The organism is Arthrobacter sp. TJ-58 (genome assembly GCF_058269295.1).
The window spans coordinates 485071-506683 of sequence record NZ_JBZCNM010000002.1; the positions used below are offsets into that span (position 1 = coordinate 485071).

The 21613-nt window shown below is 64.0% G+C and carries 20 protein-coding genes; 19 read left to right on the forward strand and 1 reads right to left on the reverse strand.

The features are described 5' to 3' along the window. The first annotated feature begins 62 nt into the window (after positions 1-62). The 13 genes from secY (at position 63) to glmM (ending at position 10229) form a co-directional block, all read left to right on the forward strand. Positions 63-1373, forward strand: coding sequence for a preprotein translocase subunit SecY (gene secY / locus AC4D2W_RS08495; RefSeq protein ID WP_490926459.1), 1311 nt, complete (start codon positions 63-65; stop codon positions 1371-1373). Beyond that, positions 1370-1942, forward strand: a complete 573-nt coding sequence (locus AC4D2W_RS08500; protein WP_490926460.1) for an adenylate kinase — start codon at positions 1370-1372, stop codon at positions 1940-1942. The genes secY and AC4D2W_RS08500 overlap by 4 nt, the downstream gene beginning before the upstream one ends. Positions 1943-1957: 15 nt before the next feature. Further along, positions 1958-2788 (forward strand): type I methionyl aminopeptidase, encoded by an 831-nt coding sequence (gene map / locus AC4D2W_RS08505; protein ID WP_490926461.1) that lies wholly within the window; start codon positions 1958-1960, stop codon positions 2786-2788. A gap of 271 nt (positions 2789-3059) precedes the next feature. Next, positions 3060-3281, forward strand: coding sequence for a translation initiation factor IF-1 (infA, locus tag AC4D2W_RS08510; RefSeq protein ID WP_055239372.1), 222 nt, complete (start codon positions 3060-3062; stop codon positions 3279-3281). Positions 3282-3362: 81 nt separating this feature from the next. Next, positions 3363-3476 carry a 50S ribosomal protein L36 gene (gene rpmJ, locus AC4D2W_RS08515; protein WP_012397712.1) on the forward strand — a complete coding sequence of 38 codons (114 nt, stop codon included), beginning with the start codon at positions 3363-3365 and terminating at the stop codon, positions 3474-3476. A gap of 157 nt (positions 3477-3633) precedes the next feature. Beyond that, entirely contained in the window at positions 3634-4011 is a 378-nt protein-coding gene (gene rpsM / locus AC4D2W_RS08520) for a 30S ribosomal protein S13 (RefSeq protein ID WP_104052716.1), read from the forward strand. Positions 4012-4078: 67 nt separating this feature from the next. After that, positions 4079-4480 (forward strand): 30S ribosomal protein S11, encoded by a 402-nt coding sequence (rpsK, locus tag AC4D2W_RS08525; protein ID WP_104052715.1) that lies wholly within the window; start codon positions 4079-4081, stop codon positions 4478-4480. 189 nt (positions 4481-4669) lie between these two features. After that, complete coding sequence (locus AC4D2W_RS08530; RefSeq protein WP_104052714.1) at positions 4670-5680, forward strand: DNA-directed RNA polymerase subunit alpha; 1011 nt, start codon at positions 4670-4672, stop codon at positions 5678-5680. A gap of 65 nt (positions 5681-5745) precedes the next feature. Next, complete coding sequence (gene rplQ / locus AC4D2W_RS08535; RefSeq protein ID WP_490926462.1) at positions 5746-6285, forward strand: 50S ribosomal protein L17; 540 nt, start codon at positions 5746-5748, stop codon at positions 6283-6285. A 37-nt stretch (positions 6286-6322) separates the two neighbouring features. After that, positions 6323-7264, forward strand: a complete 942-nt coding sequence (truA, locus tag AC4D2W_RS08540) for a tRNA pseudouridine(38-40) synthase TruA (protein WP_490926463.1) — start codon at positions 6323-6325, stop codon at positions 7262-7264. 242 nt (positions 7265-7506) lie between these two features. Beyond that, positions 7507-7950 carry a 50S ribosomal protein L13 gene (gene rplM / locus AC4D2W_RS08545; protein WP_104052711.1) on the forward strand — a complete coding sequence of 148 codons (444 nt, stop codon included), beginning with the start codon at positions 7507-7509 and terminating at the stop codon, positions 7948-7950. 39 nt (positions 7951-7989) lie between these two features. Continuing rightward, positions 7990-8487 carry a 30S ribosomal protein S9 gene (rpsI, locus tag AC4D2W_RS08550; RefSeq protein ID WP_400931210.1) on the forward strand — a complete coding sequence of 166 codons (498 nt, stop codon included), beginning with the start codon at positions 7990-7992 and terminating at the stop codon, positions 8485-8487. A gap of 377 nt (positions 8488-8864) precedes the next feature. Next, positions 8865-10229 (forward strand): phosphoglucosamine mutase, encoded by a 1365-nt coding sequence (gene glmM, locus AC4D2W_RS08555; RefSeq protein ID WP_490926464.1) that lies wholly within the window; start codon positions 8865-8867, stop codon positions 10227-10229. 49 nt (positions 10230-10278) lie between these two features. Here glmM and coaA read toward each other — a convergent pair whose 3' ends face one another. Then, complete coding sequence (gene coaA / locus AC4D2W_RS08560; protein WP_490926821.1) at positions 10279-11196, reverse strand: type I pantothenate kinase; 918 nt, start codon at positions 11194-11196, stop codon at positions 10279-10281. 203 nt (positions 11197-11399) lie between these two features. On the opposite strand from coaA, the gene glmS reads away from it, so the two are divergent. From glmS to treZ, 6 genes are all read left to right on the forward strand, one after another. Then, on the forward strand, positions 11400-13295 hold the full coding sequence (gene glmS / locus AC4D2W_RS08565; RefSeq protein WP_490926465.1) for a glutamine--fructose-6-phosphate transaminase (isomerizing): 1896 nt from the start codon (positions 11400-11402) through the stop codon (positions 13293-13295). Positions 13296-13298: 3 nt separating this feature from the next. Beyond that, positions 13299-13649 carry a holo-ACP synthase gene (locus AC4D2W_RS08570; protein ID WP_490926466.1) on the forward strand — a complete coding sequence of 117 codons (351 nt, stop codon included), beginning with the start codon at positions 13299-13301 and terminating at the stop codon, positions 13647-13649. 9 nt (positions 13650-13658) lie between these two features. Further along, entirely contained in the window at positions 13659-15200 is a 1542-nt protein-coding gene (locus AC4D2W_RS08575) for an NAD(P)H-hydrate epimerase (protein ID WP_490926467.1), read from the forward strand. A 142-nt stretch (positions 15201-15342) separates the two neighbouring features. After that, positions 15343-17532, forward strand: a complete 2190-nt coding sequence (gene glgX / locus AC4D2W_RS08580; RefSeq protein ID WP_490926468.1) for a glycogen debranching protein GlgX — start codon at positions 15343-15345, stop codon at positions 17530-17532. Beyond that, positions 17529-19862: a malto-oligosyltrehalose synthase gene (gene treY, locus AC4D2W_RS08585; protein WP_490926469.1), complete on the forward strand. Its 2334-nt coding sequence runs from the start codon at positions 17529-17531 to the stop codon at positions 19860-19862. The genes glgX and treY overlap by 4 nt, the downstream gene beginning before the upstream one ends. Further along, complete coding sequence (gene treZ / locus AC4D2W_RS08590) at positions 19859-21613, forward strand: malto-oligosyltrehalose trehalohydrolase (protein ID WP_490926470.1); 1755 nt, start codon at positions 19859-19861, stop codon at positions 21611-21613. Before treY ends, treZ begins: the two co-directional genes overlap by 4 nt.

Below are 21613 nucleotides of genomic sequence, written 5' to 3' on the forward strand. Positions count from 1 at the left end.
CTCTGTTTTTGTTACCAGTCCAATCGGACTTCATATACTTCAGATCTCATTCAGGAGGACGCTTGCTTAGCGCTATTGGCCGGGCTTTCCGGACGCCAGACCTGCGACGCAAGCTGTTGTTTACGCTGGGAATCATCACTATCTTCCGCATGGGTGCTTTTATCCCGGCCCCGGGTGTTGACTACGGCAATGTACAGCAGTGCTTAGCTCTGGGTGCCACTTCGGGTGGCCTCTACGAATTCGTTAACCTATTTAGCGGCGGCGCCCTGCTGCAGGTCTCCATCTTTGCCCTGGGCATCATGCCGTACATCACCGCCAGCATCATCGTTCAGCTGCTGCGCGTTGTGATCCCGCACTTCCAGGCATTGTATGAGGAAGGCGCGCAGGGCCAGTCAAAGCTGACGCAGTACACGCGTTACCTGACCATTGCCCTGGGCCTGCTCAATGCCACCACGGTGGTCTCCCTGGCCCGCACCGGTGCGCTGTTCAACAACGCCTGCTCCGTGCCGATCATCCCGGACGACAGCATCATCACGATCCTGCTCCTGATCATCACGCTGACCGCCGGCACCGGCCTCATCATGTGGATGGGTGAACTGGTCACGGAAAAGGGCGTCGGCAACGGCATGTCCCTGCTGATCTTCACGTCCATTGCCGCCGGTTTCCCGAGCTCCCTCGGTGCGATCCTCAGCGCCCAGGGCTGGACGGTCTTCCTGGGCGTCCTGGCCCTTGGTGTGCTGGTGGTGGCCCTCGTGATCTTCGTCGAACAGTCCCAGCGGCGCATCCCGGTCCAGTACGCCAAGCGGATGGTCGGACGCCGTACCGTCGGCGGCACCAACACCTACATCCCGATCAAGGTCAACATGGCCGGCGTGATTCCTGTGATCTTCGCGTCCTCCATGCTTTACCTGCCGTCGCTGATCGCCCAGTTCAACACTCCCTCCGAAGGCACTCCGCCGGGATGGGTGGTCTGGATCAACAACTACCTGACCAAGGGCGATCACCCGGTCTACATGGCGGTCTACCTTCTGCTGATCGTGTTCTTCACGTACTTCTACGTGTCGATCACGTTCAACCCGGAGGAAGTCTCCGAAAACATGAAGAAGTACGGCGGCTTCATCCCCGGCATCCGGGCCGGCCGCCCCACCGCCGAGTACCTGCAGTACGTGCTTTCCCGCATCACTCTGCCCGGCGCCATCTACTTGGGCATTGTCGCCCTGATTCCGCTGATCGCCCTGGTGGCGATCGGAGCCAACCAGAACTTCCCGTTCGGCGGAACCTCGATCCTCATCATGGTTGGCGTGGGGCTCGAAACAGTCAAACAGATTGATGCACAACTGCAGCAACGTCACTATGAAGGGTTATTGCGATGACAAGAATGCTCATTATCGGGCCTCCCGGCGCCGGTAAAGGTACCCAGGCCGCCCGAATTTCGGAGCGGCTGGGAGTCACGGCAATCTCCACCGGTGACATCTTCCGGACCAACGTAAAGAACGAAACACCGCTGGGCGTCGAGGCCAAGAAGTACATCGACGCCGGAAACTTTGTTCCGGACTCCGTCACCAACAAGATGGTGCGCGCCCGGCTGACGGAAGACGACGTCAAGGACGGCTTCCTCCTGGACGGTTACCCGCGCACCGCTGCGCAGGTTGAGGAACTGGACGACATCCTGGCCAGCAAGGGCCAGAAGCTCGACGTCGTCCTGCAGCTGACCGCCGATGACGAAGAGCTCGTGCAGCGGCTGCTCAAGCGTGCCGAGATCGAAGGACGCGCCGACGACAACGAGGAAGTCATCCGCCACCGCCTGGAGCTCTACAAAGCCCAGACCGCCGACGTCGTCGCCAGCTATGACAGCCGCGGCATCGTGGCTCGGGTGGACGGGCTGGGCGGCATCGACGATGTCACCGAGCGCGTGATGGAAGCCCTCAAGGATATTCACTAAAGAGTTAGAAGAGATATGTTCGGCCAGCCTCGAATCCAATACAAAACCAACTCGCAGATGCGCACCATGCGCGAAGCGGGCCTCGTGCTGATCCGGGCGCTTGATGCGGCTGTCGAGTCCGCGGTGGTGGGGGCAACCACCGCGGACATTGACGCAGCATTCGCAGCAGTGCTCAAGGAGGCCGGCGCAACCTCGAACTTCCTCGGCTACCACGACTACCCGGCAACGGTGTGCGTGTCGGTCAATGAAGAGGTTGTGCACGGCATCCCGGGGGAGCGTGTGCTGGAGGACGGGGACATCCTCTCGATCGACGGCGGCGCCGTGGTCCGCGGATGGCATTCGGACTCTGCCCGCACGGTCATTGTCGGAACTGCGGATCCGGAGGACCAGCGGCTGTCGGACGTCACGGAGGAAGCCATGTGGCACGGTATCGCCGCTGCCGCCAAGGGCCGCTTCGTGGGGGACATCGGTGCGGCCATCGACGATTATGTTTCGGGCGTTCCGGGCAAGCCGCTGGGAATCCTCGAGGACTACGTCGGCCACGGCATCGGAACGGAAATGCATCAGGCCCCGGATGTGCTGAACTACCGGACCTCGCACAACGGACCCAAGTTGCGCCCCGGTCTCTGCCTGGCGATCGAACCGATGCTGGTCCGGGGCAAGATTGAGACTGTCACGCTGGAGGATGACTGGACCGTGGTGACCACGGACAAGTCGCGTGCCTCCCAGTGGGAGCATTCAGTTGCCATCCATGACAAGGGAATCTGGGTTCTTTCGTCCCCTGACGGAGGAGCTTCACGGCTTGCCCCGCTGGGCGTGACGCCGGTGCCGATTCCCGAAGACTAGGCCCCGCCCGCGTGCCGCGCAGCCCGTTCCGGATTCCCGGGGCGGGCTGCTGCCTTTTGCGGCTTGCGGACCGGCGCCGGCGGGATTTAACTTAATGGCCGGTGTCGAGTAGTGTTATCTGTTGGTTGTCTCTACATTCGTGCCCAATTCCAACGTCACGGGCCGCTTCAAAACGGCCTGCCGCGCGGGAAGTGCGGCGGAAGCACCGAGGGAACCAAAGACATAAACCGTCCTGCGCGCATGCGCACGGACACAGACGTTAGCGGAGGATATGGCCAAGAAAGACGGCGTCATTGAGATTGAGGGCTCGGTCAACGAAGCCCTGCCCAACGCGATGTTCCGCGTTGAGCTGGCCAACGGCCACATTGTGCTCGCACACATCTCGGGAAAGATGCGTCAACACTACATTCGCATCCTCCCCGGAGACCGCGTTGTGGTGGAACTTAGCCCGTACGACCTCACTCGGGGCCGTATCGTCTACCGCTACAAATAAAGACCCGCACCAGCCAGCGTCCCGGACATTTGGGACGACGGCTGCCTGCGGTACAACCCTGCAACCACGCAAAGGATAACCATGAAGGTCCAGCCGAGCGTCAAGCAGATCTGCGATAAGTGCAAGGTGATTCGCCGTAACGGTCGAGTCATGGTGATCTGCGAGAACCCGCGCCACAAGCAGCGCCAGGGCTAATTTCCTGCTCTCAGGGACGGCCCACGCGTAGTAGTAATTCAATATGGCAGTGCAGCGCTGATACGCGTAGCGCATACCCCCGGCACGGAGGCCGGGGACCTGGCAACAGGGACGCACTGCTTCAGACCTCCGGTGACACAAGAGGAGAACCGCCAATATGGCACGTCTCGCTGGCGTTGACATTCCCCGCGAAAAGCGGGTAGTGATTGCGCTTACCTATATCTACGGCGTGGGCAAGACCCGTGCAGACCAGACCCTGGCAGAGACCGGCATCAGCCCGGACACTCGCGTCAAGGACCTCACGGATGCTGAACTCGTTCAGCTGCGTGACTACATCGAGGGCAACTTCAAGGTTGAGGGTGACCTCCGCCGCGAGGTAGCCGCTGACATCCGCCGCAAGGTTGAAATCGGCAGCTACCAGGGTATCCGCCACCGTCGTGGCATGCCCGTTCACGGCCAGCGCACGAAGACCAACGCTCGTACCCGCAAGGGCCCGAAGCGTACGGTTGCCGGTAAGAAGAAGGCCGCCCGCTAAACCTAGCGGTGTGAGGCTACGGCCCCTTTAGCGGGCCACCAAAACCAAACTCTTTGTAGGAGAAGTAATGCCCCCCAAGACTCGTGGAGCGGTCCGCAAACCGCGTCGCAAGGATAAGAAGAATATCGCGCTGGGCCAGGCGCATATCAAGAGCACCTTTAACAACACCATCGTGTCCATCACGGACCCGTCCGGTGCTGTTATCTCATGGGCTTCCGCCGGTGAGGTTGGCTTCAAGGGCTCGCGTAAGTCCACCCCGTTCGCTGCGCAGATGGCTGCTGAAGCCGCTGCAAAGCGTGCCCAGGAGCACGGCGTCCGCAAGGTCGACGTCTTCGTGAAGGGTCCGGGATCCGGCCGCGAAACCGCTATCCGCTCGCTCCAGGCCACCGGCCTGGAGGTTGGCTCCATTTCGGACGTCACCCCGAGCGCGCACAACGGCTGCCGTCCCCCGAAGCGCCGCCGCGTCTAAGCAGCACTTGCGGTTCCGGTAATATCCGGCGGGCGGTCCACCCTTTTGGGGCGGGCCGCCCATCGGACGCCTCCGGCTCCGGGCACGTGGCTGTTAAGCCGTCCAAGACGCCCGCGGAAAGACCCGTCGTCGTCGTTTCCACCATTTGTGTTGCGTCATATAGCGGACGCTCGCTGAAAGGAAATGCAAGTGCTCATTGCACAGCGCCCCACCCTCACTGAAGAAGTCGTAGCTGACAACCGTTCACGGTTCATCATCGAACCGCTGGAACCCGGTTTCGGCTACACCCTTGGCAACTCCCTCCGCCGTACGCTCCTGTCCTCGATCCCGGGTGCTGCAGTAACCAGCATTCGCATCGACGGCGTGCTGCACGAGTTCACCACGGTTCCGGGCGTGAAGGAAGATGTCACCGAGATCATCCTGAACGTCAAGAACCTGTCGGTCTCCTCGGAGCACGACGAGCCCGTGGTCGCCTACCTGCGCAAGCAGGGTCCCGGCGTCGTCACGGCTGCGGACATTGCTCCGCCGGCCGGCGTGGAGTTCCACAACCCGGATCTGCACATTGCCACCCTGAATTCGAAGGGCAAGTTCGAACTCGAGCTGACCATCGAACGCGGGCGCGGCTACGTTTCCGCCAGCCAGAACAAGTCCGGTGACCAGGAGATCGGCCGCATTCCGGTTGACTCCATCTACTCACCGGTCCTGAAGGTGACCTTCCGCGTGGAAGCCACCCGTGTTGAACAGCGCACCGACTTCGATCGCCTGATCGTTGACGTTGAGACCAAGGATGCCATTGCACCGCGCGACGCCGTCGCCTCTGCCGGGACCACCCTGGTTGAACTGTTCGGCCTGGCCCGTGAACTGAACAGCGCTGCTGAAGGTATTGAAATTGGCCCGAGCCCCACGGATGCCGCACTGGCCGCCGACATGGCACTGCCGATCGAAGACCTTGAGCTGACCGTGCGTTCCTACAACTGCCTCAAGCGTGAAGGCATCCACACTGTGGGTGAACTCGTTGCCCGCTCCGAGGCTGACCTGATGGACATTCGCAACTTCGGTGCAAAGTCCATTGATGAGGTAAAGGCAAAGCTGGTCGAGCTGGGTCTGTCCCTGAAGGATTCCCCTCCCGGGTTTGATCTGGCCGCCCGTGCCGCAGCTATTGAAGAGGACGAGTCCGAATACTCGGACGACGAGCTCTAACACACGCAAAATATTGCCGTGCGGACGCTAACGTCGCGTGCGGCACCGTTTGAGGAGAAAAAGTAATGCCTACACCCACCAAGGGTAAGCGCCTCGGAGGCAGCCCGGCCCACCAGCGCCTGATGCTGGCGAACCTGGCAGCCCAGCTGTTCGAGCACAAGCAGATCACCACCACGGTGACGAAGGCCAAGCGCCTGCGTCCCTACGCCGAGCGTCTGATCACGTTCGCAAAGCGCGGAGACCTGTCTTCCCGCCGTCGCGTCCTGGGCCTGATCTCGGACAAGGGTATTGTCCACGAGCTCTTCACCGACATTGCTCCGGCAGTCGAGAAGCGCGACGGCGGCTACACCCGCATCACCAAGATCGGCAACCGCAAGGGCGACAACGCTCCCATGGCTGTCATCGAACTGGTTCTGGAGCCTCTCTCGGCCAAGCAGGCCGTAGTGGCCGAGGCCGAAACCGCAGCTGCTGTGTCAGCTCCGGTTGAGTCTGCTGACTCGGTTGATTCCGCTGAGTCTGCCGACTCGGTTGATTCCGCCGATGAGGCAGTCGTCGTGTCCGAAGAGGCACCCGAAGCAGTCGTAGAAACCGAAGAGAAGAAGTAATTTTTCCTCTCGCACTCCGTCCCTTAATATTGAGGGCATGAGTATCGAAAGGCCCGCCGTACCTGTAGAGGACGGCGGGCTTTTTCGTGTCCGGATGGACCTGTCCTACGACGGCGCCTCCTTTTACGGGTGGGCCGCCCAGGATGACCTGCCCACCGTCCAGGGCAGCCTCGAGGCAGCCCTCGAAGTCCTGATCCGCAGGCCCGTGCGGGTAACCGTGGCCGGCCGGACGGACTCCGGTGTCCATGCCCGCGGACAGGTGGTCCATTTCGACCTCACCGGCGCGGAATGGAACGGTCTGACCCGCGGAGCGGCGCTCACCCCGGAAGAGGCACTGCTTCGGCGCATGCGGGGAATCCTGAACAAGGACCTCACCATGCCCCTGCGCAAAGCCAAGGCTGCCAAGCGGGTCATACATGCCATGGAGGGGGCCATTACCGTCCACTCCGCGGCTCTGGCTCCCGAGGGGTTCGACGCCCGCTTTTCCGCCCTGTGGCGCCGGTACAGCTACCGGATAGCGGACCGCGAAGCCAGCCGGGACCCGCTGACCCGCTCCGTGACCCTGTGGCATGACTTCGCCCTGGACGAGCACCGCATGAACCGGGCTGCGGAAGAGGTCCTGGGCGTTCGGGATTTCCTGTCCTTCTGTAAACCGCGCACCGGCTCCACCACTATCCGGGAGCTCCAGGAGTTCTCCTTCCTCCGGCGGCCTGACGGCGTGATCGAGGCCCATCTGCAGGCGGACGCTTTCTGCCACAACATGGTCCGCTCGCTGGTTGGCGGAGCAGTCCTCGTGGGAGCGGGGGAGCGGAGCCCGGAATGGCTGGGGCACAGGCTCCAGGCCCGCATCAGGGACTCGGACTCCATGCTGGCCCCGCCGCACCCTTTGATCCTCGAAGAGGTGAGGTATCCACCCGAGGAAGAGATGCGGCGCCGGGCGGAGAGCACGCGCGCGATGCGGGCCCTGCCGGGTTTTTGACCTGGCCCGGGAAGCAGGCTATTGTTTATAGTCGTTGTGCGTGTCCTACCTCGATAGGTCTATGCCCACGGGAGCGGCTCAGTTGCAGAGCCACCTGGCCCCGGGGAAATAGCCGAGTACATCAGGACCACTGGTTACATCAGTCCTCACCTGACCATCCGGTAAACGCATAGAGAAGCTGCGGAACATGTGGCATCCATATGGTCCGCGCCACCTAAGAAGAAGAAACGAAGGCAAAAACCGTGCGTACGTACACCCCGAAGCCCGGCGACATCAACCGCCAGTGGCACGTCATTGACGCCACCGACGTTGTCCTAGGCCGTCTTGCCAGCCAGACCGCAACACTGCTGCGCGGAAAGCACAAGCCGACCTTCGCTCCCCACATGGATATGGGCGATTTCGTCATCATCATCAACGCTGAGAAGGTTGCCCTCACAGGCGCCAAGCTCGAACAGAAGCGTGCCTACCGCCACTCGGGTTACCCGGGCGGCCTGTCCTCCGTCAACTACGCAGAGCTGCTGGAATCAAACCCGGTACGTGCAGTTGAGAAGGCCATCCGCGGCATGCTGCCCAAGAACTCCCTGGCTGCCCAGCAGATCAGCAAGCTCAAGGTCTACCGCGGTGCAGAGCACCCGCATGGAGCCCAGCAGCCCAAGACCTTCGAAATCACCCAGGTCGCCCAGTAGTTCTGGCCCGCCAACTAAAGAATTAATTCAAGGAGAATCGTGGCTCAGAACACTGAAGAGCTCAATGAAACAACCGAGGAGCTTTCCAGCTACACCTCGGAAACCCCTGATGCAGCTGAGGCTGCTGTCAAGGAACGTCCGGCACTGACCGTCGCCGGTTCGGCTGTTGGCCGTCGCAAGCAGGCAATTGCCCGCGTGCGCGTTGTTCCGGGCAGCGGCAAGTGGCTGGTGAACGGCCGTGACCTGGCCGCTTACTTCCCGAACAAGCTGCACCAGCAGGACGTCAACGAACCGTTCAAGATCCTTGATCTCGACGGCGCCTACGACGTTATCGCACGCATCCACGGTGGCGGCCCCTCCGGTCAGGCCGGCGCTCTGCGCCTGGGCGTGGCTCGGTCGCTGAACGAGATCGACCGCGACAACAACCGCGCGACCCTGAAGAAGGCCGGCTTCCTGACTCGTGACGCACGCGTCATCGAGCGCAAGAAGGCTGGTCTCAAGAAGGCACGCAAGGCACCTCAGTACTCCAAGCGCTAAAAAAGCGCCTACCCTGGCTGCTGCCGCTGCGCGTCAGCAGCCAGGGGCCCTCGGCGTTTTTTGGCGTTTAGCTTCACAAGCGCCAATTCGTCGCTGTTCAAAAGGCCGTCCGTTTCTGCGGGCGGCCTTTTGGCGTATCCGGGAGCGTTTTGCCCCTGGGCGGGTGCTTCGGGGAAGGACCAAGATAACCGGAAAGGTACCTCTTTAGCGGTCTGCCAGCGGTCCGGGAGGGTGACGTTGGCCGCTGAACCGCTCCAAAAAACCCGCCGCTTACCGGCATTCGCTTAGTAGCCTGCTCCGATAGGGTGGCACAATAGCCCAGTGGGCTGTCGGTTAGGCGGCCTCCGGCCCTGCCCCCTGTTTGAGGATTATGTGCGATGACTAGATTGTTTGGAACCGACGGCGTGCGTGGACTGGCCAATGGCCTGATCACCGCTGAAGTGGCCCTTGGCCTGGCACAGGCGGCCGCCGTCGTTCTGGGGCACAGGCGCGTGGAAGGCGGCCGGCGTCCCGTCGCGGTTGTCGCCCGCGATCCCCGCATCAGCGGTGACTTCATCTCAGCTGCAGTGGAAGCAGGACTGGCGAGCTCCGGAGTGGACGTTTACGACGCCGGTGTGCTCCCCACACCCGCTGCGGCCTTCCTGATCGCCGACCTCGATGCAGACTTCGGTGTCATGATTTCCGCTTCTCACAACGCGGCCCCCGACAACGGCATCAAATTCCTGGCCCGCGGCGGCCAAAAGCTCGACGACGCCGCTGAAGACGACATTGAACTAGAAATGAGCAAGCCCAATCTGCGGCCCACCGGTGCCGAGGTGGGACGCATCCACCGCTTCGCTGATGCTGAAGACCGCTACGTGATCCATTTGCTCCAGACTCTTCCCAATCGGCTGGACGGACTCAAGGTTGTCCTTGACTGCGCCCACGGTGCGGCCAGCGGCTGCTCGCCGCAGGTCTTTGCGGACGCCGGCGCGGAAGTGGTTGTCATCGGTGCCGACCCCGACGGCATCAACATCAACGACGGCTACGGTTCAACCCACCTTGAAAATCTGCAGGCCTCGGTGCTGGCGCACGGCGCGGACCTGGGCATCGCCCACGACGGCGACGCCGACCGCTGCCTGGCCGTGGACCATGAAGGCACCGTGGTTGACGGGGACCAGATCATGGCCATCATGGCCGTTGCCATGAAGGACGCGGGCAAACTCAAGGACAATGCCCTGGTGGCCACCGTGATGAGCAACCTTGGCCTGAAGCTCGCGCTGCGCGACGCCGGTATCTCCGTCATCGAAACCGGTGTGGGTGACCGCTACGTGCTGGAGGGCATGCGCGCAGGCGGGTACAGCCTGGGCGGCGAGCAGTCCGGACACGTTATCTTCTCCGAGTTCGCCACCACGGGGGACGGCGTGCTCACCGGTCTTCAGCTCGCAGCGCAGGTCAAGCGGACCGGACGCACGCTCAAGGAACTTACCGAAGTCATGACCAAGCTTCCCCAGGTCCTGATCAACGTCAAGGGCGTGGACAAAGCAGCCGTCAACAGCAACGAAGCAGTCCGACAGGCGGTCCTCGACGCCGCGGAAACCCTTGGCGAGACCGGCCGCGTACTGCTCCGCCCGTCCGGCACCGAACCCCTCGTGCGGGTGATGGTGGAAGCGGCAGACATGGAGACCGCAGCTTCGGTGGCCGCGAAGCTGGCCGAAACCGTTGAAAGCAACCTGGCACTGGAGCCCTTCGCCCGCGCCTGACCGGTGCTGCTGCGCCCTGACCGGCGCCTGCCCCAGGTGCTGCTGCGCCCTACGTCTTGCGCAGCAGCATCCGGGTCACCGCATGATCCGCATTCTTGGTCAGCACCAGCTGGGCCCGGCCGCGGGTCGGGAGCACATTGGTGACCAGGTTCGGTTCGTTGATGCGCTTCCAGATATCCAGCGCGGTGGAGCGGGCCTCCTCATCGGTGAGGGCTGCGTACCGGTGGAAATACGATTCCGGATCCGCGAAAGCCCCGTCGCGCAGCGACAGGAAACGCCGGACATACCATTCCTCGATGTAGGAGGTACGGGCATCCACATAGATGGAGAAATCGAAGAAGTCACTCAGCGCCAGGCCGGCGCGCCCGTCAGCGCGTGTCCGGGCCGGAGCGAGGACGTTCAGGCCCTCGACAATCAGCACATCGGGGCGCCGGACCACGATCTCCTGATCCGGAACAATGTCATAGGTCAGGTGTGAGTACCGCGGCGCCCGAACTTCCTCTGCACCGCTTTTCACGGCGCTGACAAACCGCAGCAGCGCCCGGCGGTCGTAAGACTCCGGGAAGCCCTTCCGCTCCATCAGCCCGCGCCGCTTGAGCTCGGCGTTCGGATAGAGGAAACCGTCGGTGGTGACCAGTTCCACGTTCGGCGTTTCCGGCCAGCGGCGCAGCATCTCCCGCAGCACGCGGGCGGTAGTGGACTTGCCCACAGCCACCGAGCCGGCAACTCCGATGACAAAGGGCGTCCGGGTGGTCTTCTCGCCCAGGAATGTGGTGGTGGCGCTGTGCAGGCGTCCCGCAGCCGCAACATAGAGGTTCAGCAGACGGGACAGCGGCAGGTAGACCTCGCGCACTTCATCGAGGTTCAGTTTTTCCCCGACGCCCCGCAGTCTCTGGATATCGTCCTGGTTAAGCGGGGACTTGATCTCGTTGGAGAGCCGGGACCATGTTTGCCGGTCCAGCTCCACAAACGGCGTATTGCCGTTCTCGGCTCCGTTGCCGGAGCCCTTGGCCGCCGGATATGAGCCTGGGTGTGATGTTCGGTCTGCCACTTTATGATTCTGCCCTGCCAAGCAGTCAAACCAAAACGCCGTCTCCCGGGCACAGAGCGGTGCCTGAGGGCGCGCGCCCGCTTGGCGCGGCTGCCGCTCTTCCCGGTACTCTTACGGGTATGTGTGGAATTGTTGGATATGCAGGCCGCCGCCCCAGTGCCGCCGCCGCAGCGCAGCTGAACAGTCATGAGCATGGAGCCCTTGACGTGGTCATGGAAGGCCTGCGCCGGCTCGAGTACCGCGGCTATGACTCCGCGGGTGTAGCAGTACTGACCGAGGCCGGGATTGAGTCCCGCAAGAAGTCGGGCAAGCTTGCCAACCTGGTCGCCGAGCTGGAGGCCGCACCGCTGCCCGAAGCAACCACCGGGATCGGCCACACCCGCTGGGCAACGCACGGCGGACCCACGGATGAGAATGCCCATCCGCATCTGGCCGACGAAGGACGCCTGGCCCTGATTCACAACGGCATCATCGAAAACTTCGCGGAGCTCAAGGCCGAACTGCTTGAAGCCGGAGCGGAATTCATCTCCGAAACTGATACTGAGGTAGCCGCAGCCCTGCTGGCCACCATTTACCGCGGCGAAGGCGGAGGGGATCTGGCCCGCTCCATGCAGCTGGCCTGCCGCCGGCTGGAAGGCGCCTTCACCCTCCTGGCCATTCACGCGGACTCGCCCGACGTCGTCGTCGCCGCCCGCCGCAACTCCCCGCTCGTCGTCGGGCTCGGAGACGGTGAGAACTTCCTGGGCTCCGATGTCTCCGGCTTTATCGACTTCACCCGCCGGGCGGTTGAACTGGGCCAGGACCAGATTGTCACCATCACCCCGGAGGCAGTGGAAATCACTGACTTCTACGGAAACCCGGCCTCCGGCACCGAGTTCGAGGTCAACTGGGACGCAGCCGCTGCCGAAAAGGGCGGCTACCCCTCCTTCATGGAGAAGGAAATCAATGACCAGCCGCAGGCCGTGGGGGACACCCTGCTGGGCCGTTCCGACGTCGACGGCCGGCTGACCCTGGACGAGCTGCGCATCGATCCCGAGGAACTCAAGGCAGTCAACAAGATCATGGTCCTGGCCTGCGGCACGTCCGCCTACGCCGGACAGGTTGCCAAGTACGCCATTGAGCACTGGTGCCGGATCCCCGTTGAGGTGGAGCTGAGCCACGAATTCCGTTACCGCGATCCGATCGTGGACGGCAACACGCTGATCGTTGCGATCTCGCAGTCCGGCGAGACCATGGATACCCTGATGGCCGTACGCTACGCCAAGGAACAGGGTGCCAAGGTGCTGGCGATCTGCAACACCAACGGCTCCACCATTCCGCGTGAATCCGATGCCGTGCTGTACACGCACGCCGGTCCGGAAATCGCGGTGGCCTCCACCAAGGCGTTCCTGGCGCAGATCACCGCCGCCTACCTGCTGGGCCTGTACCTCGCCCAGCTGCGCGGCGACAAGTTCCAGGGCGAGATCAAGGACCTGCTGGCTGATCTGGGCAAGGTTCCCGCCAAGATCCAGCAGGTGCTGGACAACTCGGGGCAGATCAAGGAACTGGCCGAACTCATGGCCGACACCAAGTCCGTGCTGTTTCTGGGCCGCCACGTTGGCTTCCCGGTGGCCATGGAAGGCGCCCTGAAGCTGAAGGAACTGGCTTACATCCACGCCGAAGGCTTTGCCGCCGGCGAGCTGAAGCACGGTCCGATTGCCCTGATCGAAGAAGGCCAGCCGGTGTTCGTAGTGGTTCCTTCGCCGCGCGGCCGGGACTCGCTGCACGCCAAGGTGGTTTCCAACATCCAGGAAATCCGTGCCCGCGGAGCCAAGACCATCGTGATTGCCGAAGAGGGCGACGACGCCGTGAAGGCCTACGCCGAGCACGTGTTCTATGTGCCGGAAACGCCCACCCTGCTGGCGCCGCTGCTGACCACGGTTCCGCTGCAGATCTTCGCCTGCGCACTGGCCACGGCCAAGGGATTTGACGTTGACCAGCCGCGCAACCTCGCCAAGTCCGTCACGGTTGAATAACCGATGATCATTGGCATTGGCGTTGACGTTGTTGACATGCCCCGGTTCGGACGCCAGCTGGAGCGGACGCCGGGCCTGCGGGCCCGGCTGTTCGTGCCGGCTGAACGGGAGCTGAACCTGCGTTCACTCGCAGCCCGTTTCGCAGCGAAGGAAGCGGTCGCGAAGGCGCTTGGAGCTCCGGCCGGCATGAACTGGCAGGACTGCCAGGTGGATCTTGACGCTGCCGGCGCGCCCAGCGTGAGCGTGCGGGGCACGGTCGCTGCGGCCGCCGAGGCAAAGGGCGTGCGCACCTGGCACCTTTCCCTGAGCCATGACGGCGATGTAGCCACTGCCATGGTGGTAGCCGAGGGTTAGTCTGTAGGCATGATCAGCGCCTATTCGGGCACCGCTGTGCGGGCCGCCGAAAAACCGTTGCTCGACGCCGGGGACGGTCCGGAACTGATGCAGCGGGCCGCGTACGGGCTGTACGCAGTCTGCGCGCGGGAGCTGCTTCGCCGGCGCGGTTCGCTGTACGGGTCCCGGGTCACCGTCCTCGCCGGTGCCGGTAACAACGGCGGCGACGCCCTCTATGCGGGGGCACGGCTGGCCGGCCGCGGCACGGCGACGACGGCGGTCCTGACCACGGACTCCGCCCATCCCCAAGCCCTGGCCGCCTTCCGGGCACAGGGCGGGAGAATCGTGTCCCTTGCTTCAGCAGGGGAGGAGTCTCTCCGGATCTGCGCCGCTGCCGACTTGGTCATCGACGGAGTCCTGGGAACCGGAGGCAGGGGCGGGCTGCGGGGACCTGCCGCACGCCTCGCGCAGGAGCTGACTGCGCGCACCCCTCTCACCGGCCGCGGGCCGCTGATGATCGCCTGCGACCTGCCCAGCGGCGTGGACGCAGACACCGGCCAGGCCGTCGGCGAACACTTCACGGCGGACGTCACCGTTACCTTCGGTGCGGTTAAGACAGGCCTGATGACCGGACCGGGGGCGTTGGCCGCCGGCCGGATTGAGCCGATTGACATAGGCCTGGGAACACCGCCGGGTCCGCGGCTGCAGCGGCTCGAGACAGCTGATGTGGCACAGCTGCTGTCCGTTCCCCGCAAGAGTGACCACAAGTACACCCGAGGCGTGCTGGGCATTGCGGCCGGGTCGGCAACGTACCCGGGAGCCGCAGTCCTGGCGACCGGAGCGGCCCTGGCCGCCGGCGTCGGCATGATCCGCTACCTGGGCCCGGAACCGGTGTGCCGGCTGATCAACGCCGCCCATCCGGAGGCGGTCTGCGCCACCGGAACGGTTCCGCCCGCCCACGTGCAGGCCTGGCTGGCCGGTCCCGGGGCGGGAACGGATGAGGAGCAGCGCCGCCGGGCCGTGGATGCCATGGCCTCCGGGCTTCCCGCGGTCATTGACGCCGATGCCATCAGCAGCGTGGAACGCGGACTCGGCCCGCAGGTGATCCTGACCCCGCATGCCGGAGAGCTCGCCGCACTCCTGCACAGGCTCGGCGATACTGTCAGCCGCGACCTGATCGAAGGCGACCCGCTGCGGTACGCCCGGCGCGCAGCTGAACTTACCGGGGCCACGGTGCTGCTCAAGGGCTGGGCCACCATTACCGCCGCTCCCACCGGGGAAACCTACAGCCAGGCCGACGCCACACCCTGGCTCGCCGCCGCCGGATCCGGGGACACCCTTTCCGGAATCCTGGGTGCCCTGCTGGCCACGGACCGGGGCAGCCGGGACGCGCAGCGGCCGCCCCCGCCCGGGCATTACGCCGCTCTCGCCGCCGCTGCCGCCAGTATCCACGGCCGGGCCGGGAGCTTGGCAGCGCAGGCGGGACCGGTCTCGCCGTCGGCCCTGCCGGCCTCAGTGCGTGCCGTGATCGCGGAGCTGCTGACGGCTCGAGTCGGCGCTGAACGGGGCTGAACGGCCGGGAATACGCCGCCGGGGCAGGGGTTAAATAGGGAGTAGTAATTCCATCCGTTTAATGCTTGGCCCCATCTGGGGTAAAAACATAAGTAGACATACTATTTTTGTGTTGTCATCTGGAACTAGTCAGGAGCTCTACATGGAAGTTTGGCCGGGAGAAGCCTATCCGCTGGGCGCAACGTACGACGGAAACGGCACCAACTTTGCGCTGTACAGCGAAGTTGCGGATTCCGTCATGCTTTGCCTGTTCGACGAGGACGGCAACGAGGAACAGGTCAAGCTGACCGAGGTCGACGGATACGTCTGGCACTGCTACCTGCCGCAGGTTCTGCCGGGGCAGAAGTACGGCTTCCGCGTGGACGGACCTAACGATCCCGCGAACGGTAACCGCTGCAATCCGAACAAGCTGCTGCTGGACCCCTACGCCAAGGCTGTTGCCGGCGAGATCGACTGGGATCAGTCGCTGTTCGGCTACAACTTCGGTGACGAGCATTCCCGCAATGACGAGGATTCCGCTGCGCACATGATGATGGGCGTGGTGATCAACCCGTTCTTCGACTGGGACGGCGACCGCAAGCCCAAGGTGCCGTACCACCAGTCGGTGATTTACGAGGCGCACGTCAAGGGCCTGACCCAGCTGCACCCGGACGTCCCCGAGGAACAGCGCGGCACCTACGCCGGCGTGGCACACCCGTCGGTTATTGCGCATCTGCAGAAGCTGGGCATCACCGCCATCGAACTGATGCCGGTGCACCAGTTCGTCAATGACTCCACGCTGCAGGACAAGGGACTGTCCAACTACTGGGGCTACAACACCATTGGCTTCTTTGCCCCGCACAACGCCTACAGCGCCACCGGCGACAAGGGCCAGCAGGTGCAGGAATTCAAGGCCATGGTGCGCGCACTGCACCTGGCCGGGATCGAAGTGATCCTCGATGTGGTCTACAACCACACGGCCGAGGGCAACCACATGGGCCCCACGCTGTCCTTCCGCGGCATCGACAACGCGTCCTACTACCGGCTGGTGGAGGATGACAAGCAGTACTACATGGACTACACCGGCACGGGTAACTCGCTGAACGTGGGCAACCCGCACTCCCTGCAGCTGCTGATGGATTCGCTGCGCTACTGGGTGACGGAAATGCACGTGGACGGCTTCCGCTTTGACCTCGCCTCCACGCTGGCCCGTGAGTTCTACGACGTCGACCGCCTGTCAGCCTTCTTCGAACTCGTGCAGCAGGACCCGGTAGTTTCCCAGGTCAAGCTGATCGCCGAGCCGTGGGATGTTGGCCCCGGCGGCTACCAGGTGGGCAACTTCCCGCCCCAGTGGACCGAATGGAACGGCAAGTACCGCGACACGGTCCGTGATTTCTGGCGCGGAGAGCCTTCCACCCTGGGTGAGTTCGCCTCCCGCATCACCGGCTCCGCCGATCTCTACGAGTCCTCGGCCCGCCGTCCGGTGGCTTCCATCAACTTTGTCACCGCCCACGACGGCTTCACGCTGCATGACCTGGTGTCCTACAACGAAAAGCACAACGACGCCAACGGCGAGGACAACAACGACGGCGAATCCCACAACCGGTCCTGGAACTCGGGAGTGGAGGGGCCCACCGATGATCCGGAGATCCTGTCCCTGCGTGCCCGGCAGCAGCGCAACTTCCTGGCCACCCTGCTCCTGTCCCAGGGCGTTCCCATGATCGCCCACGGTGATGAGCTCGGCCGCACCCAGCAGGGCAACAACAACACGTACGCGCAGGACTCCGAGCTGAGCTGGATCAACTGGGAGAGCATGGATACCCCGCTGATGGAGTTCACCGCCGCGGTCAACACGCTGCGCGCCGAGCACCCCACCTTCCGCCGCCGCCGGTTCTTCGACGGCCGTCCCGTGCGTCGCGGTGAAGGCGAGGCACTGCCGGACATCGTTTGGCTCAACGAAGACGGAAGCCCGATGACCCAGGACGATTGGGACACCCCGGTGTCCCGGTCCCTGGGGGTCTTCCTCAACGGGCAGGGCATCTCGGGCCGTGACGCCCGCGGAGAGCGGATCACGGACCTGAACTTCCTGCTGTACTTCAACGCCCATGAGGAAGCGGTCAAAGTAACCCTCCCGTCGAGCGAATATGCCCCCATGTGGGACGAAGTCATTGACACTGCGGGTGAGTTTGCCGACTCGGGCTCCATTCCCGCCGAGGCCAAAATAACCATCGCTGCCAAGTCCATGGTGGTTCTGCGGGCGCACGAAGAGGAAGAGGAGCACGACCACTCGGTTGCGGCTTCCCTGGCGGCACTGGCCGGTTCAAAGCAGCACAGCGGTGAGGCTGCGGTATGAGGACTCCGCTGTCCACGTACCGCCTCCAGATCCGTCCCTCGTTCACGCTGTTCGATGCCGCAGAGCTGGTGCCGTACCTCGCGGACCTTGGGGTGGACTGGGTCTACCTCTCGCCTATCCTGACGGCCGAAGAAGGGTCTGACCACGGCTACGACGTGGTGGACCCCTTCTCGGTTGACCCCGCCCGGGGCGGCGCGGAGGGGCTCAAAGCCCTCTCCGACGCCGCCCATGCGGCGGGCATGGGCGTGCTGGTGGACATTGTTCCCAACCACATGGGTGTTGCCACTCCGGCTGCCAACAAGTGGTGGTGGTCCGTCCTGGAACAGGGCCGCGGCTCCCGCTACGCCGAAGCCTTCGACATTGACTGGGACGCCGCTGACGGAAAGCTGCGCCTGCCGGTCCTGGGCGACGGTGACGACGAACTGTCCGCCCTGAAGCTGGTGGACGGCGAGCTGCACTACTACGACAACCGGTACCCGGTGGCACCGGGCACGGCATCCGAGGGCGACTCTCCCCGGGACGTCCATGCCCGCCAGCACTATGAACTGGTCAACTGGCGCCGCGCGGACAATGAGCTGAACTACCGCCGGTTCTTCGGGGTCAACACCCTGGCCGGCATCCGGGTGGAAGAGCCCTGGGTCTTTGACGAAGCCCACGCCGAAGTGAAGCGCTGGTTCGACGAGAGCCTGGTCGACGGGCTCCGCATTGACCATCCGGACGGGCTGGCTGACCCCAAGGCCTACCTGTCCCGGCTGCGGGAGCTCACCAACGGTTCCTACATCCTGGTCGAAAAGATCCTGGAACCGGGGGAGAAGCTCCCCGCGGACTGGGAAACGGAAGGCACCACGGGCTATGACGCCCTGGCTGACGTTGACCGGTTGTTCGTGGACCCGGCCGGCGAGGACCAGCTCACTGCACTGGTGCCCACCGAGCCGTACCCGGACATGATCCACGGCACCAAGCGCGGCATAGCGGACCACCTGCTGAACTCGGAAGTCCAGCGCCTGGTGCGCCTGTTGCCGGCGGACTCGGGACTGGATACCCGGACAGCCGCAGATGCCATTGCTGAACTGCTGGCCTGCTTCCCGGTCTACCGCAGCTACCTGCCCGTTGGGGCGCAGTATCTGACGGAGGCCGTCATTGCGGCTACGGTCCGCCGTCCGGACCTTGCCGCTGCTCTGCGGGTTCTGCACGGGCTGCTGAACCCGCTGAAGGCCGGCAGCACGGAACCCGTCTCGCTCTCCGACCTGGGCGAACTGGCTGCGCGTTTCCAGCAGACCTCGGGCATGGTCATGGCCAAGGGGGTGGAGGACACCGCCTTTTACCGGTATTCCCGCCTCACGTCGCTGAACGAGGTGGGCGCAGACCCGGCCCACTTTGCCGTGGAACCCGCTGAGCTGCACGCCCGGCTGCTGCGCCGGCAGCTGGAGCAGCCGGCTGCCATGACCGCGCTGACCACCCATGACACCAAGCGGAGCGAAGACACCCGTGCCCGGATTTCGGTCCTCGCGGAAATTCCCGAGGAATGGGCCAAAACCTTCGCTGCGCTGGAGGACCTGGCGCCCATGGGTGACGGAGCCATGGCCAACCTGCTGTGGCAGGCCGTCATTGGCGCGTGGCCGCTGAGCCGCGACCGCGCCCATGCCTACGCCGAGAAAGCTTCGCGGGAGGCAGGGGCCAGCACCACGTGGACGGCCCCCAACTCCGAGTTCGAGGACCGGATGCATGCCGCCGTCGACGCCGCTTTCGATAACCCTGAGGTGAACGCCCTGGTGGTCTCGCTGGTGGAGCGGATCCGCAGCGCGGGGTACTCGAACTCCCTCGCGGCCAAGCTCCTGCAGCTGACCATGCCCGGCGTGCCGGATGTGTACCAGGGCACGGAGTTCTGGGACCGCTCCCTGGTGGATCCGGACAACCGGCGCGAGGTCGACTTTGAACGCCGGCGGCAGGTGGCGGCGTCATTTACCGACGGCGCCGCCCCCGCAGCGGACGAGGACGCAGCGGCAAAGCTGCTTCTCACCACTCGTGCCCTGCAGCTCAAGCGGGAACGCCCGGAGCTGTTCAGCTCCTACGTTCCGGTGTCGGTTGAAGGACCCGCCGCGCAGCACCTGTTCGGGTTCAACCGCGGCGGTGCGATTGCCCTGGTAACCCGTCTTCCGCTGAACCTGTTGCAGCGCGGCGGTTGGCAGGACACCGCCGTCGTACTGGAAAGCGGCACCTACCGTGACGTGCTCACGGGCACGTCCCATGAAAGCAGCGGCCAGCTGGCGGCTGCCGATCTGTTTGGTATTTATCCGGTGGCACTGCTGGTTCGGGAGGACGGCGAATGAGGACCAATTTTGATGTGTGGGCACCCAAAGCCACCACAATGACCCTGGTGGCCGACGGGCGGAAGCTGTCGATGAGCCGCGGCGAAAACGGCTGGTGGCACGCCCAGCACGCTGAGCTGACCGGAGACGTTGACTACGGCTATCTCATTGACGACGCCGAGACACCGGTTCCGGACCCCCGGTCCCGGCGCCAGCCGCACGGCGTCCATGGCCTCTCGCGCACCTTTGACCCCGATCAGTACCGCTGGAACGACGCCGGCTGGGTCTCTCCCGGGCTCGACGGCGAAGCGATCTACGAGATGCATATCGGCACCTTCACCCCCGAAGGGACGCTGGACGCTGCCATCGGCAAGCTGGATTACCTGGTGGACCTGGGTGTCCGCTACGTGGAGCTGCTGCCCGTCAACGCCTTTAACGGAACCCACAACTGGGGTTACGACGGCGTGCTTTGGTACGCCGTCCAGGAGACCTACGGCGGCCCCGAGGCGTACCAGCGCTTTGTCGACGCCGCGCACCAGGCCGGCCTGGGAGTCATCCAGGACGTGGTGTACAACCACCTTGGCCCCAGCGGGAACTACCTGCCGATGTTCGGCCCGTACCTCACCGAGGGCAAGTCCAACACCTGGGGAGATTCGCTGAATCTGGACGGTCCGCTGTCCGACACCGTCCGCCAGTACATTGTGGACAACGTCCTCATGTGGTTCCGCGACTACCACGTGGACGGACTGCGCCTGGACGCGGTGCACGCCCTGCATGACGAGCGGGCCGTCCACATCCTCGAGGAGATCGCCGTTGAAACGGAAAAGTGCGCACTGGAACTGGGCAAGCCCCTGTTCCTGATTGCTGAATCCGATCTCAACGATCCCCGCCTCATCATGCCCCGCGACGCCTGCGGCTACGGGTTGGACGGCCAGTGGTCCGATGACTTCCACCACGCCGCGCACACCAACCTCACCGGTGAAAACGGGGGCTACTACGAGGACTTCGATTCCGTGGGCGCCCTCGCCAAGGTGCTGACCGAGGGGTTCTTCCACAACGGAACGTTTTCCTCCTTCCGGGGCCGCTGCCACGGAAGGCCCCTGGATAAGAGCGCCGTGACGAGCCGGCAGCTGGTGGTGGCAACCCAGAACCACGACCAGATCGGCAACCGTGCGGCAGGGGACCGGCTGAGCGCAAGCCTGGGCTACCCGCAGCTGGCTCTCGCATCCGTGCTGAACCTGACGTCCCCGTTCACGCCCATGCTCTTCATGGGCGAGGAATTCGGTGCGTCCACGCCGTGGCAGTTCTTCACATCGCACCCCGAACCCGAGCTGGGCAAGGCAACCGCGGAGGGACGCCTGCTGGAATTCGAGCGGATGGGCTGGGATCCGGACACCGTGCCCAACCCCCAGGACCCTTCAACGTTCAGCAATTCCAAGCTGGACTGGTCGGAAGTAGACCAGGGCGACCACGCGAAGCTGCATGACCTGTACCGTCAGCTGCTGGCCCTCCGGCGGAACCGGCCGGACCTGACGAATCCGGATCTCGGCAGCGTGGAAGTGGAGTATGACGAGGTGGGCCGGTGGCTGGTGCTGCAGCGCGGGGAAACCGCCGTTGCGCTCAATTTCTCCGATGCTCCCCGCGAGGTTCCGGTTCCCTTCTCCGGGTCCAAGGTACTGCTCCAGACCGAACCCGCCGAGCTGTACGGGGATGCCCTGCAGCTTCCCGGCTACGGCGCTGCAGTCCTCGCGGCAACGAATGGCAGGATGTAA

Excerpts from the sequence above, each read along its gene's own strand:
- AC4D2W_RS08500 (WP_490926460.1), top strand. The coding sequence starts at position 1,370 with ATGACAAGAATGCTCATTATCGGGCCTCCCGGCGCCGGTAAAGGTACC.
- map (WP_490926461.1), top strand. The coding sequence starts at position 1,958 with ATGTTCGGCCAGCCTCGAATCCAATACAAAACCAACTCGCAGATGCGC.
- infA (WP_055239372.1), top strand. The coding sequence starts at position 3,060 with ATGGCCAAGAAAGACGGCGTCATTGAGATTGAGGGCTCGGTCAACGAA.
- rpmJ (WP_012397712.1), top strand. The coding sequence starts at position 3,363 with ATGAAGGTCCAGCCGAGCGTCAAGCAGATCTGCGATAAGTGCAAGGTG.
- rpsM (WP_104052716.1), top strand. The coding sequence starts at position 3,634 with ATGGCACGTCTCGCTGGCGTTGACATTCCCCGCGAAAAGCGGGTAGTG.
- rpsK (WP_104052715.1), top strand. The coding sequence starts at position 4,079 with ATGCCCCCCAAGACTCGTGGAGCGGTCCGCAAACCGCGTCGCAAGGAT.
- rplQ (WP_490926462.1), top strand. The coding sequence starts at position 5,746 with ATGCCTACACCCACCAAGGGTAAGCGCCTCGGAGGCAGCCCGGCCCAC.
- truA (WP_490926463.1), top strand. The coding sequence starts at position 6,323 with ATGAGTATCGAAAGGCCCGCCGTACCTGTAGAGGACGGCGGGCTTTTT.
- glmM (WP_490926464.1), top strand. The coding sequence starts at position 8,865 with ATGACTAGATTGTTTGGAACCGACGGCGTGCGTGGACTGGCCAATGGC.
- glmS (WP_490926465.1), top strand. The coding sequence starts at position 11,400 with ATGTGTGGAATTGTTGGATATGCAGGCCGCCGCCCCAGTGCCGCCGCC.
- AC4D2W_RS08570 (WP_490926466.1), top strand. The coding sequence starts at position 13,299 with ATGATCATTGGCATTGGCGTTGACGTTGTTGACATGCCCCGGTTCGGA.
- AC4D2W_RS08575 (WP_490926467.1), top strand. The coding sequence starts at position 13,659 with ATGATCAGCGCCTATTCGGGCACCGCTGTGCGGGCCGCCGAAAAACCG.
- glgX (WP_490926468.1), top strand. The coding sequence starts at position 15,343 with ATGGAAGTTTGGCCGGGAGAAGCCTATCCGCTGGGCGCAACGTACGAC.
- treY (WP_490926469.1), top strand. The coding sequence starts at position 17,529 with ATGAGGACTCCGCTGTCCACGTACCGCCTCCAGATCCGTCCCTCGTTC.
- treZ (WP_490926470.1), top strand. The coding sequence starts at position 19,859 with ATGAGGACCAATTTTGATGTGTGGGCACCCAAAGCCACCACAATGACC.